This window comes from Nocardia sp. CNY236 (genome assembly GCF_000482385.1).
Lineage (GTDB): Bacteria > Actinomycetota > Actinomycetes > Mycobacteriales > Mycobacteriaceae > Nocardia.
This window is the reverse complement of sequence record NZ_AXVD01000007.1, coordinates 148502-161289: the sequence shown is the minus strand read 5'-3', so window position 1 is coordinate 161289 and position 12788 is coordinate 148502. Positions and strand designations below refer to the sequence as shown.

12 protein-coding genes are annotated in these 12788 nt (G+C 64.7%); 6 read left to right on the top strand and 6 right to left on the bottom strand.

All coding sequences use genetic code 11. From position 1 onward, the window contains the following. The first annotated feature begins 208 nt into the window (after positions 1-208). The gene (locus tag K940_RS0106855; RefSeq protein WP_028476925.1) at positions 209-1582 is read left to right on the top strand and encodes an FAD-dependent oxidoreductase; all 1374 of its coding nucleotides are present in this window, start codon (positions 209-211) and stop codon (positions 1580-1582) included. Positions 1583-1590: 8 nt separating this feature from the next. Here the strand turns inward: K940_RS0106855 and K940_RS0106850 are convergent, their stop codons facing one another. Then, positions 1591-1983, bottom strand: coding sequence for an ankyrin repeat domain-containing protein (locus tag K940_RS0106850; RefSeq protein ID WP_028476924.1), 393 nt, complete (start codon positions 1981-1983; stop codon positions 1591-1593). A gap of 154 nt (positions 1984-2137) precedes the next feature. On the opposite strand from K940_RS0106850, the gene K940_RS27220 reads away from it, so the two are divergent. The 5 genes from K940_RS27220 (at position 2138) to K940_RS32235 (ending at position 6426) form a co-directional block, all read left to right on the top strand. After that, positions 2138-3415 carry a glycosyltransferase 87 family protein gene (locus K940_RS27220; protein ID WP_051406947.1) on the top strand — a complete coding sequence of 426 codons (1278 nt, stop codon included), beginning with the start codon at positions 2138-2140 and terminating at the stop codon, positions 3413-3415. Positions 3416-3521: 106 nt separating this feature from the next. Next, positions 3522-4718, top strand: coding sequence for a GNAT family N-acetyltransferase (locus K940_RS0106840; RefSeq protein ID WP_028476923.1), 1197 nt, complete (start codon positions 3522-3524; stop codon positions 4716-4718). Positions 4719-4898: 180 nt separating this feature from the next. Continuing rightward, positions 4899-5177 (top strand): hypothetical protein, encoded by a 279-nt coding sequence (locus tag K940_RS0106835; RefSeq protein ID WP_155980780.1) that lies wholly within the window; start codon positions 4899-4901, stop codon positions 5175-5177. Positions 5178-5365: 188 nt separating this feature from the next. Further along, complete coding sequence (locus K940_RS0106830; RefSeq protein ID WP_028476921.1) at positions 5366-5626, top strand: hypothetical protein; 261 nt, start codon at positions 5366-5368, stop codon at positions 5624-5626. A gap of 626 nt (positions 5627-6252) precedes the next feature. Continuing rightward, positions 6253-6426 carry a hypothetical protein gene (locus tag K940_RS32235; RefSeq protein WP_155980771.1) on the top strand — a complete coding sequence of 58 codons (174 nt, stop codon included), beginning with the start codon at positions 6253-6255 and terminating at the stop codon, positions 6424-6426. 77 nt (positions 6427-6503) lie between these two features. On the opposite strand, the gene K940_RS0106815 is transcribed toward K940_RS32235, so the two are convergent. From K940_RS0106815 to K940_RS0106795, 5 genes are all read right to left on the bottom strand, one after another. Continuing rightward, positions 6504-7607, bottom strand: coding sequence for a CapA family protein (locus tag K940_RS0106815; RefSeq protein WP_036527733.1), 1104 nt, complete (start codon positions 7605-7607; stop codon positions 6504-6506). A 68-nt stretch (positions 7608-7675) separates the two neighbouring features. Then, positions 7676-8206: a hypothetical protein gene (locus tag K940_RS0106810; protein WP_028476919.1), complete on the bottom strand. Its 531-nt coding sequence runs from the start codon at positions 8204-8206 to the stop codon at positions 7676-7678. Positions 8207-8286: 80 nt separating this feature from the next. After that, on the bottom strand, positions 8287-9894 hold the full coding sequence (locus K940_RS0106805) for an FAD-binding oxidoreductase (protein WP_028476918.1): 1608 nt from the start codon (positions 9892-9894) through the stop codon (positions 8287-8289). A gap of 201 nt (positions 9895-10095) precedes the next feature. After that, complete coding sequence (locus K940_RS0106800; RefSeq protein ID WP_028476917.1) at positions 10096-11826, bottom strand: GAF domain-containing sensor histidine kinase; 1731 nt, start codon at positions 11824-11826, stop codon at positions 10096-10098. Positions 11827-12066: 240 nt separating this feature from the next. Continuing rightward, on the bottom strand, positions 12067-12723 hold the full coding sequence (locus tag K940_RS0106795) for a response regulator transcription factor (RefSeq protein WP_028476916.1): 657 nt from the start codon (positions 12721-12723) through the stop codon (positions 12067-12069). Between the last annotated feature and the right edge of the window lie 65 nt (positions 12724-12788).

Here is a 12788-nt window from a genome sequence, read left to right as displayed (position 1 = left end):
CACGTTTCTGCACAGGTGGCGATCGGTCGGGGCTCTTCCGGAGCCGATGCTTCGTGCCCTCGGCGATAGAGCCGGACGAACCTCGCAGCCAGGTCCTTCGAGCCTAGAGCAGGATCGGCCTCGCATGACTCGACAGCGTGCAATCGGGTGCCGTCGTGCTCGATTGCACGTGCCGGAACCGGTCGGACGCTGCCGTAGCGTGAAGATCATGGGCGAGCGAGTGGTGGTCGTCGGTGCGGATGCGACCGGGATGTCGGCGGCGTCGCAGGCGCGCCGTATGAAAGACGCCAGCGCATTGGAGATCGTCGTGTTCGAACGCGGCGGGTTCGCATCGTTCTCGGCATGCGGTATTCCGTACTGGGTCGGTGGTCGTGTTCGTGAGCGCGAGGCACTCATTGCCCGCACACCCGAACAGCACCGTGCTCGTGGTATCGATCTGCGGATGCAGACCGAGGTGACCGCGATCGACCTCGACGACAGCCGAGTGCGGGTTCGTCCTCCGGACGCCGGCGCCGAGACCTGGGTGGCCTATGACCATCTGGTCATCGCTACCGGGGCCCGCCCGATCCGGCCGCCGCTGCCCGGCATGGACGCCGCCGGTGTGCACGGCGTGCAGACGTTGGATGACGGTCGAGAATTGCTGGAGACATTGGAATGGGTCACCGGTCGCCGCGCCGTCGTGGTGGGCGCTGGCTACATCGGTGTCGAAATGGCTGAGGCGCTGGTCCGGCGCGGATTCGACGTCACCGTGGTCGACCGCGGCGCCGAGCCGATGTCCACGCTCGATCCGGATATGGGCGCGGTGGTGCGCAAGGCGATGTGTGGGATGGGAATCGAGATCGTTGGCAATACCGAGGTGTCCGCGATCCGAACCGGTCCGGATGGCCGAGTCGCTGCGGTGGTCACCGACACCATGGAGTATCCAGCCGATGTGGTGGTGCTCGGAATCGGTGTACGCCCCGAAACCCGGCTGGCCGAAGCTGCGGGCCTGCCCCTGGGCGAGCACGCAGGATTGTGCACCGATCTCGCCATGCGCGTGCGTGGATACGAGAACATCTGGGCAGGGGGCGATTGTGTCGAGGTACTGGACCTGGTTTCCGGTCGCCTGCGCCATATGCCACTGGGTACCCACGCCAACAAACACGGTCAGGTCATCGGCACCGGAATCGGCGGCGGGTATGCGTCGTTCCCGGGCGTCGTGGGTACCGCGGTCAGCAAGGTCTGTGACCTGGAGGTGGGGCGCACGGGCGTGCGGGAGAAGGACGCGCGCGCAGCAGGGTTGCAATACGTGACGGTCACCATCGAGTCCACCAGTCGTTCGAGCTACTACCCGGGTGCGACGCCGATCACCGTGAAGATGCTCGCCGAGCGGCACAGTGGTCGATTGCTCGGGGTGCAGATCGTGGGCCGCGAAGGCGCGGGCAAGCGCATCGACGTCGCTGCGGTGGCGCTGACTGCCGGTATGACCGTGGAGCAGATGACGGCACTCGACCTCGGCTATGCACCGCCGTTTTCACCGGTATGGGATCCAGTTCTGGTGGCGGCGCGCAAGGCGGTTACCGCGGTCCGTTTGCGGGGGTGATGCGGTGTTCAGTGGTCGAACAGTTCGAGCAGGTCCTCCCGCCCGAACATCGCGGCTGCTTCACGAGCAGTCGGGGTACCTGCATCGGGATCGGCTCCTGCGCTGGCCAACAGACGCACGATGTCGGACTCGCCTTTGAACACCGCCCCGGCCAAGGCGGTTTGCCCCCTGTCGTTGGTGCGGTTCGGGTCTGCCGACCGCTCCACCAGCACTGCGACGGAGCTCGGGTGACCGTGGTATGCGGCGAGCATGAGCAGCGTGTCGCCCGCCTCGTTGGTGAGGTCCACGGGCACGCCCGCATCCACGTAGGCGGCCAACCTTTCGGTATCGCCGTGCCGAGCCAGGTCGAACACCTTGCCGGCCAGCGCGATCAACTCGGGATCGATGTCATCGGTGGTCACCGGCCCATTCCTTTCGGTCGTTCGACTGTCATCCCGCAGCGTCACCTGGCATGGGACGGTTCTGAAAGGCAGAGTATGGCAGGCCGTCTCGGCGATCTCGGCGCGATGTCCCATGTGGAGATCGGGGAAACTACGGTCGGTATAGTCGCAGCGGATGAGTAGTGTCAGCGTCGAAGCCGAAAGACCGATCGTCCACAATCATCGACTCCCGCGGGTGGCCTGGCTTGTGCCCGCCATCACAGTCGCACTGTCGGCTTACGTTCTGCTGATGCCAGTGTGGCCGATCGAAAAGATCACCGGTTCCTACATCGACTTGCAGGTGTATCGACTGGGGGTCGAGGCGATGCTCGACGGCGGCGATATGTACGAGGAGTTGCCGCCGACCACCATCGGAAACAAACTGCCGTTCATCTACCCACCGTTCGCCGCGCTTGCCTTGGGACTGTTCGCGTTTCTGCCCTGGAGCGTGGCCGCGCCGAGCTTCTTCGTATTGTCGCTGGCTGCGCTCGCGCTCACGCTCTACCTGGTTGCGCGTCGGGTCTGGCCGCAGAAGTCGCAGCGCAGGATGGCTGTGTGGGCCACTGCGTGCGCCGCTCCGGTGGCGCTGCTGCTGGAGCCAGTTCGCGAAAACTTGGACTTCGGCCAGGTCAACTTGTTGCTGATGGCATTGGTCGCCGCCGACTGCCTGGCACACAAGCCACGTTGGCGCCGGGGAATGCTGGTCGGTATCGCCGCTGCAATCAAGCTGACGCCCGCGGCTTTCGTACTCTACTTCCTGGTGCGTCGCGACTATCGGGCAGCCGGTACTGCGGCAGTCAGCGGAACGGTGGCCACTGCGCTCGCCTTCGTGCTACTACCGAGCGAATCGATAGCCTACTGGTTCAGTGGCGGCGGTGGTGCATCGAGCCTGAGTGGCTCGCCGTTTGCTACCAACCAATCCATTCAGGCGGTATTTGCTCGGTTCCAGGTACCCGAGTTCGCGTTCACCGGCATATGGCTGACACTCGGCGCCCTGTTGCTGGCGCTGTCGGTCGCGGCGATGCGTCGAGCTGCCGACCTGCCCGCGCTGGCTTTGGCCATCAACGCGGTGTTCACCCTGCTGATCTCGCCGATCTCCTGGTCGCACCACTGGGTTTGGATCGCACCCGCGTTGTTCGCCCTCGTGGCCTACGCGACCCGCCTTCCGCGCCAGCGGGCGGTCGGCTGGTGGGCGCTGTCCGCTGTCGCGACGGCCGTGTTCGTGTACGGTCCGCACAACTGGCAGCCCGCCGATGACAGCCGCGAGTTCGACTGGACACCCTGGCAGCACATCGTCGGCAACACTTATGTCTGGTTCAGTGTCCTGTTGGTCGTGGCGTACCTGGTCGGTGGCCGGCGTGCGACAGTGAGTCGCCGCGCGAGGCTGCCATCTGCGCCCGCAGCGTCCCCGTAACAGCGCTGTGATGTCGGGGCGGGTCTTTGCAAAGCCGTGATCACACCGGTGTCGCGGGCCGGGAAATGATCTGGGTTGCGGTATCGAGTCCGGCAAGATCGGACCCATGCCCATCCACGTACAGCGCCTGCGCACCCCGGAAGACATCCGTTCCGCTCTCACGATTTTCCGGATGGCGATGGTTGGCCTCCCGCCATTGCCGCCGACAGTTGCGGAATTTTCGGAGCCGGGACGCGTTCTGGGCGCCTATATCGATCGCGACCTGGTCGGTACTGTCGAGTCCTATGCCGGTTGGCTGGTGGTCCCTGGTGGGGCGCGAGTCCCACAGGCGGCGGTCAGCCATGTCGGCGTGCTCCCCACTCACACGCGCCAAGGGGTGCTCTCGGCGCTGGTGCGTCGTCAACTGATCGACATCGCCGAGCGCGGCGAAGTGGTGGCCACGTTGCGCGCCTCGGAAGGCTCGATCTACGAGCGATTCGGCTATGGCATCGCCAGTTCGTTCGCGCGGTTGGAGGTGCAGCGCCGTACGGCGCGGCTACGGGACACCGTCGCCGAGGCCGGCCCGGTGCGCTTCGTCGAGGACACCGTAGCGTGGAAGCTGCTTCCACGAATCTATGCCACGGCCGATGTTCGCTGGCCCGGCGCGATCAGCCGACCGGACCGGTGGTGGCTACGACAGCAGGCGCAGCACTCCGACCTCGGATTCGTTCTGGTACACGGACCCGACGGCGCCGAGGACGGTTTCGTGTGCTACCAACCGGCCGACTCGCCGATGTGGCTGACCGAGCCGAACCGACGACTGGTGGTCAACGATTTCGTCGCCACCACCCCCGCGGCGTACCGGGGGTTGATGCGCCATCTGCTCTCGATCGACTTGGTCGATACCGTCGTGTTCCCGGTCGCCCCACTCGACAGCCCGTTGCGCCACCTGTTCGCCGACGAGCGTGCGGTGCGGATGATGTCGATCGCCGATGAGACCTGGCTACGAGTGATCGACGTCACTCAAGCTCTGTCTCGACGCACCTACCGGGAGGCATCGCCAGTTGTGGTGGAGATCGAGGACTCGATCCTGCCGGACAACTCCGGCTGCTATCGGATTTCCCCGGACGGGGTGCATCGAGTACGGCACTCCCCGGACATCTCGGCGGGAATCGTGGAACTCGGGGCGGTATACCTCGGCGGGACGACATGGCGTGACCTGTCGTTCGCGGGCCGGGTCGCCGAGCATCGACCTGGTGCGATCACGGCCGCCGACGCGTTGTTCGGCACGGACACAGCACCGTTCTCGGGGACGTTCTTCTGAGCTTGCGCACAGGAGAATCGGCTCGGCTGCCAGGGTGTGGTCTGCGGTGAAGACCGCTGTTCCAGGCGTGCTCGGATCGGCCGTGGGTTGACGGATGGTGTGGGGGTCGCGATACTTCGATTGTCATAGCGATTATGTATAACTTGCCCTGTGGGACCGTGACGGAGACAGATCACCATGATGATCCCTACAGCAGTCGATGGTTTCCTGATGGCTCAGGTATACGACCCCGTCCCCGAAGCTCCACCCAGCTCGGAGAAGATCCTGCAGTTGGTGCGCTATTTCAGCTGGTTCGCGATTCTGTCAGGCGTCACCGGAATCGCCTACGCAGGAGGAAAATTCGCCTGGGAGAAGTGGCAGGGCGGCCCTCTTGCATCGGCGAAGATGGTCGCCGGCGGCATGCTGGGCGGGCTGATCGCCACCAGTGCCGGCGCCATTATGAACGCGCTGGTCGGCTGAACCGGCCGCTGCGCGGTCGCCGGGCCGAACAGCTTGGTCTGTGGCAGGCGAAGGGCCTACCGGTCCTTCGCCTGCCGCAGCGCTCGTCGTTACGCGGCGGACGACCGCGAAGATCATGTGCGGTTTCGGTCACCGCCCCCGCTGCGATCTAGAAGCAGAAAACGACGCTGCCGAACGGGAAGCACAGAATGACCGAACCCAGGGCTGGTGTGGCCGATGTGGCTGCTGTGGAAGCCGGCGCTGAGGTCGTGCTGGCGGAAGCCGCGGGAGCTGCGACGAAGCCCAGCGATAAGGCCATCGCGGTCGCGGCGAAGATCGTCATGATTTTGGTGGACATCGCGCATCCTCCGAATCGGGTGAACTCTTCCTCGGACTTATGGACTTCATGGTTCACCCAGAGCGCAGCCAAGACCAGGCATAGAAACATCAAGTTTCTGCGCTGGGCGTAACGGGAAGATCACCCCCGAGCGAACGCTCCGACACTCGCGCACCTGTGGTGAGAGAAACAGACCGCAGATCTCTCAGCAACCCCAGCAAATTGTCAGCATCACGCATTTGGTGGGGCGTCGGCGACGATACGCTGCCACCGGGGGTGCGCGACTGTGCTTTCGGTAGGGCAATGAGATGCCTTCGAACAGCACGGGTGCCCTCGTCGACACGGCCGCCGAGTGGTTCGGTTCGGCGGCGGACGGTGACGTAGGGGTGCGAATTTCCCGGAACCAGGTCAGAGAGTGGGCAGAACGATCGTGGCAGGAGCCCACGACCTAGGGGATGGACGATGTATTCGGCCTTCTACCCCGGCACACTCGTCGTGCCGGGGCGCAGCCAGTAGCCTTACGCGGCAGCAGGTCTCACCGACGGGCGTCCGGTCTCACTCACGAACGTCGCTGGCGGCCGAGCGCCGCCGAGCTGGGCCTGGGAAAAGTGAAGCCCTTGGCAGCTCGGTTGCCTATCGAAACAGCTGCACGCCAAGGGCTTCGGTCGACGTCAGATGCACCAGACGACGCTCCCGAGCGGGAAGCACAGAGCAATCGAGCCCTGAGTCGGTACGGCTGCGGCCGCCGGGGGTGACATCGTGCTCGCGGATGCTGCAGGAGCTGCGACGAAGCCCAGTGATAAGGCCATCGCGGTCGCGGCGAAGATCGTCATGATTTTGGTGGACATCGCGCATCCTCCGAATCGGGTGAACTTCTTCTTCGGACTTATGGACTTCATGGTTCACCCAGAGCGCAGCCAACACCAGGCATAGAAGCATCAAGTTTCTATGCCTGGCGTAACAGGAAGATCACCTCCGTCGAGCCGACTGCCGGCCGTAGCCGACCGGACTCACGGACGCAGGGGAGCGAACACCATGGGCAGGTCGCCTGGCCGTGTGGTGACGCGGGTGCCGAAGTCGCGGCTGATGTTCTCGATCATGGCGCACAGCCAATGGGATTCGCCGGGGTCCGCGCATTCCAGACGCATATGCCGCACTCGCAGCGGAATCAACCGTATAGGCGCTGGCTCGGGATCCAAGGAGGCGAGGTAGAGCAGCCGCAGGTCGGTGCGGTATCGCTCGTGGCCGCGGATACCCTCGTAGTCGTCGATCACATCGCCGCACCCGTAGAGGGCCGGTTTGCCATGGTAGATCTCGATCGGCCGCGGGTGGTGTGCGGAATGCCCATGGACCAGATCGACACCAGCATCCAGCAACCGATGCACGAACTGCGTCTCGCTCAGGCCCACACCGTAACCCCAGTTCGGTCCCCAATGTATGGAGACGATCGCGACGTCGTCGGGTCGCTTGTGCGCCGCCACGCGTGCTGCCACCTCTTCGGCGGCGCGCGTGGTGGGCGAATCACCCACTCGCCAGACACCCGGCCGATCGCGGCGCGCCGCCCACGATGGTGGAACCCCACTCGATCCCACAGCGATCGAGACGATCACCACTCGGCGTCGGTCGTCCAATTCCATGGTCACGGGCGCTTGGGCGGCAGCCGAATCGACACCTGCTCCACAGTGGCGGATCCCCGCGGCGTCCAATGTTTCGAGCGTATCGGTCAGCCCCGCAACACCGAAATCGAGGACATGATTGTTGGCCAGTGCGCAAACGACCGGTGAAATGACACTCAGAGCCGCTACATTGCCCGGGTTCATTCGGTAGTGGACACCCTTGCCACATGCGAACGCACCATTGGCGGTGATCGAGGTCTCCAGGTTGATCAACCGCAGGTCGGGTTCGATCGTCGCGAGGACGGGCAAGACATCGCCCCACGGCCAGCCGAAGTCGACCGGGTAGGGAAACGCTCCGTTGGCACGTTCGGCCAGTTCCACATACGTTCTGGCGTCATCGACGCATCGTTCGTGAAGTACCGGATCGTCGGGATGTGGCAGAACCTGGTCCACACCGCGCCCCAGCATGACGTCGCCACCCAGCACCACAGTCGCCATACCAGCATTGTCGATCGATTGGCGGTTGCTGTGTCGTCACTCTTTGTCGGGCGTTGCGGAGGTGGAGGTCAACGGCTGGACACCGCCAGCACCTGGTGGGGATCATCGGCGTAGACAGTAGCGATGAGGTTCGCCCGAGTGGCGAGGTCGCGAGCGAGGTTGCCGATATCGCCCGGCACCGCCGGGTCGTCGTCGATTCCGATCAGCAGATCCCGGGTATGGATCGCCGTCGCCTGCGCGCAATGCCGTAGGCGCGCCTTGGCCATCGCATCGAGCGCAGCAGGACCGAGATACTGCTGAATATGTTCACCCCGATCGGTGATCTGGTTGACGATCCGCTCCGTGGCGGCGTCGGTGAGCCGCTGTTCCGCTTCGGCCGTGATTTCGAAGACGAGGTCGTGCTCGCGGATATCGGTTGGGTTCGCAGAGGTGATCAGTAGTGTCATACTCGCTCGCCCGATCGCGAGAAAGCCGCTCATGGCGTGCGCGAGCAGAACAGACGGTTCCGCCTCGGGCAACCGGTGTAGGCGTTGCCCGACGACTGTGATCCAGGTGGCGAGATGTTCGGCTCCGGTGTCGATCGACGTCGCTGTCGGCATAGCGCGACCCTAGCCTGTGCATTCACGCAGAACGCACAGCAAAACGCCGAAAACACCGAGTCCGCTGTTGCGGCTGCGCGTCATTTGCTCGGATCGATGAGGACACCAGGATTCAGAATCCCCGCGGGGTCGAGGGTGGATTTGGCCGCCTGCAGCGCGGCGGCGAACGGTTCGGGCCGCTGACGGTCGTACCAGGGGCGGTGATCTCGGCCGACGGCGTGATGGTGAGTGATGGTGGCGCCACAGGTATGAAGTGCTTCCGAGACTGCGGTCTTGATCTCGTCCCACTGCTCGACGGTCTGTCCCCAGCGGCCTGCAGCGTAGATGCCGAAGTATGGGGCCGGCCCGTCGGGATAGACGTGGGTGAACCGACAAGTCACCACACCGGCTACTCCGATGGACTCGAATGCGGCGGTCGCCGCCGCGAGCACCGCAGCGCGCAGCGCGTCGAAACGGTCCCATGTGCACGCGGTTTCGAACGTCTCCACGATCATCGATTGCGCTGCCAGTGCGTCGCGCTGGTAGGGCATGCGCAGGAACGACGTTCTCCAGGCGTCGGCTGCTCCCGTGTGTGTCCCGGTGTCGGCCGAGTCGGTGGTGCGGATGCCGTCGGGCACGCGGCCGCCGTGATCGAGGCAGATCTGCACCGCACGGTGCATCGGTTGATCGACGGGGTGGTCCGCGGACTCGAATCCGAGGACGAGTACACCGCCGGCCGTGTTGGTTGCTGCGTTGATGAATGCCTCCACCGGATCCAGTAGCCGGCAGTTGGTGGGAAACAGTCCGGATTGAGCGATCGTCCGGGTAGCGGCCACGGCGTTGCCGTAATCATCGAACACGACCGATGCCCCGGCTCGCCATCGCGGACGGTCCTGTAGCCGTACCCATGCGTCGGTGATCACGCCGAGGGCGCCTTCGGACCCGAGGAACAACCGGTCGGGGGAAGGGCCGGCGCCGGAGGCCGGAACCCTGAGTGATGCGCTGATTCCGACCGGTGTCACCACATTCATCGACTCGACCATGTCATCGATGTGGGTGTAGACGGTTGCGTAGTGACCGCCGGCCCGAGTAGCCAGCCAACCGCCGAGGGTGGAGAACTCGAACGATTGAGGGAAATGCCGCAGTGTGAGCTCGTGCGGGCGTAGCTCCGCTTCCAATGCGGGGCCCAGTATTCCTGCTTGAATTCGTGCTGCACGGCTGGTGCGGTCGAGTTCGAGAATCCGGTCCATGTGGCCGAGGTCCAGTGCGATGGTCCCGGAATAGTCTGGGGCGCAACCCAACTCGACGCCGCCCACGACCGACGTTCCACCCCCGAACGGCACCGCGGCCACCCGCGCGCTCGTACACCAATCCAGCACGTCGATCACGTCTTGCTCGGTTCGAGGGCGGATCACCTGATCAGGGACGTAGTCGACGCGACCGAGCAGACTGCGCACGACATCGCGGAAGGCTTGTCCGTGGCCATGCCGAATCCGGTCACCCAGCTCGTCCGACGCCAACCGAGCCAACGAGTCCGGCACGAGGACTCTGGGCGCGGGAACCGACAGCGACCTCGGATCGGGTGGTTCGTGCACCGTCAGGTCCGCCTCCGGCAGCAGCGCTGCCACCCGGCTCGTCAGCGCCGTACGCTCGGTGCCGGTCACCGCCTCGTCGACAGTGCCCCAACCCCACCACGATCTCGTCGCCATACAGAACTCCGTTCACTCCCGCGCCACACGAACGGCGAATCCGTCCGTGTAGCAAGTGGCGTCATGATAGCGACCGTCGCGTCGGGCCACAGCGTCCCTGACGCCGGGTGTCACAGCGTCCCTGACGCCGGGTGTCACAGCGTCCCTGACGCCGGGTGTCACAGCGTCCCTGAGGCGGGGTGCCACAGCGTCCGTCGACGTTCAGTGCAGTGGTACTCGCCAGGAGAGTCGGGTTCCGGCGATTTCTCCATCCGGACCGGTGCCGGGGGTGATGGTGAGAGTGCCGCCTGATCCCTCGGCGCGCCGGGCGAGATTCGTCAGGCCGCTCGGGGTGATGTCTCGTGGGATTCCGCGTCCATCGTCTTCGACGACAATGGTCAAGTCGTCGTCCACCGCGATTTCGACCGATATCGATTCGGCCTCGGCATGCCGGACAGCGTTGCTGACCGCTTCCCGCACCACGGCCTCGGCGTGATCGGCCAGTTCGGGCTCTACCACCGACAGCGGACCCACAATACGCACAGAAGTGCGGACCTCGCTCGCAGCGGTCTGTTGCCGTACCGCCTCCTCGAGGCGTTGCCGCAATCGCGTGGCGTGGCCATTACCCCCGTGCAGGTCGAAGATCGAGGTACGGATCTCCTGGACGACATCCTGCAGATCATCGATCGCCTCGGTTATTCGTTCCCGCACTGCGGGTTCTCGAGTGCGTGGCGCCGTTCCCTGTAGGTTCAAGCCGACGGCGAACAGTCGCTGGATGACATGGTCGTGCAGGTCCCGCGCAATGCGGTCACGATCGGACAAGATATCCAGTTCACGCATCTGTCGCTGAGCGTCGGCCAGTCGCATGGCCAATGCCGCCTGGTCGATGAAGGACGCGGTCAGTCCGACGATCTCGTCGTCGTACGGCGCCGATTCGACCGTGCGCAGCGCGACCAGGACGCCGATGGTGGAGTCGGGGGTGTGCATGGGCAGCACCAGCGCCGGCCCGGCGTCCGGAAAGATCTTGCCGAGATCGGCGCGGCGCGAGTCGTCGAGGCGTTGCGGGGCACACAGTCGGAATGCCTTGCCGATCGTGGTATCCGCGAAGGGCAGTTCGACCGGGCGTGCGTCGTCGTGCGCGCCCGCAGAGTGGGTGACCAGCAGTTCGGTGATCTCCTCTGACGGAGTGTCCGGGTCGGGGAGGATCGCGAGAAACGTTCGGTCGGATCCCGTGAGTCGACGAGCGTGGTCGACAACGTGGGTCAGCACCTGATGGGGTTCGGTTCCCGCGAGAAACTCGGTGGTGATGTCGCGGGTAGCCGCGATCCACGCCTGCCGGGCGCGAGCCGACTCGTACAGGCGCGCATTGTCGACCGCAATGCCGGCCGCGGCGGCCAACGCCCGGACGATCACTTCGTCGTCTTCGGTGAACGGCAGACCGTTGACCTTTTCCGTGAGGTAGAGGTTGCCGAATACTTCGTCACGGATGCGCACCGGAACGCCGAGGAAGGTGCGCATCGGTGGGTGGTGAGGCGGGAACCCTACCGAGTTCGGGTGGTCGGCCAAGTTGTCCAGGCGTATGGGCTTCGGCTGGCTGAACAGTAGACCCAGCACGCCATGGCCTTGCGGGAGGTCACCGATCAGGTGCCGGGTGGCGTCGTCGACACCTTCGTAGACGAACCGCGTGAGCTGTCGGTCGTGACCGCGCACCCCCAGCGCCCCATAGCGGGCGTCGACCAGCGATGTCGCCGCCTGCACAATCGTGTGCAGCGTACGGTCCAGGTCCAGACCGGAAGTGACCGACAGCATCGCCTCGATCAGGCCATCCATCCGGTCTCGCGCATCGATGATCTGCTCGATGTGATCCTTGACTTCGGTGAGTAGCTCCCGCAGCCGTAGCTGCGAAAGCGTGTCGCGCACCGAGTAGGTGTCGGTCGGCGCGTTATCGGTCATGTCGACTGCTCCCGAGTCCCGGCATGTCATGGCAGGTAGCCGTAGTGCAACAGTATTTCACCCGCTGCCCGATGTGCACGTTCGTCACCTCGACCACGTCTGCGTGCGCGATCCCCGCACAGTCCGCACGACCGATTGGTCGTGTCTCTGGGTGGTCCACCAGCACCCGACCGGTTGTCGACAGTACCCGGGTGATCGCACCTTCCTCGCCGGCGGGTCACCCTCCGCGCTCGCTTGTGGTCAGTAGCCCGGTGTGGACCTGCGTGACTGCGTTCGGAGTTCGGAGGCATAGACGGCGGCCTGGGTGCGCCGCTCCAATCCCAGCTTGGCGAGCAATCGGGAGACATAGTTCTTGACGGTCTTTTCGGCCAAGAACATACGTTCGGCGATCTGTCGGTTCGTCAAACCCTCGCCGAGCAGGTCGAGAAGTTTGCGCTCCTGCTCGGTGAGTCCGGCCAACGGACCGTCTTGCTGTGTGTTCGCGCGCAGTCTCTGCATCAGTGCGGCAGCGGCACGGTTGTCGAGCAGCGAGCGGCCGGCGCCGACCTCTTTGATCGCCTTGGCCAACTCCATGCCCTTGATGTCCTTCACCACGTAACCGCTCGCTCCGGCCAGGATGGCGTCGAGCATGGCCTGCTCGTCGGTGAACGAGGTGAGGATCAGGCACCGCAGGTTGTCCAACTTCGACAGCAGTTCCCGGCACAGTTCTATGCCATTGCCGTCGGGCAGGCGAACATCGAGCACTGCGACGTCAGGTCGTAGCGCGGGGATCCGGGCGAGCGCCTGCGCGACGTCGCCGGCCTCGCCGACAACTGAGAGCGCCGGGTCGGTCGAGAGCAGATCGACCAGACCGCGGCGGACTATTTCGTGGTCGTCGACCAGAAACACCGTGATCATGGTGATGTCCAATCTGGGAAGAAGTGGCGTGGTCGAGACTACTCAACCGCTGTGCGGTGTCGTCG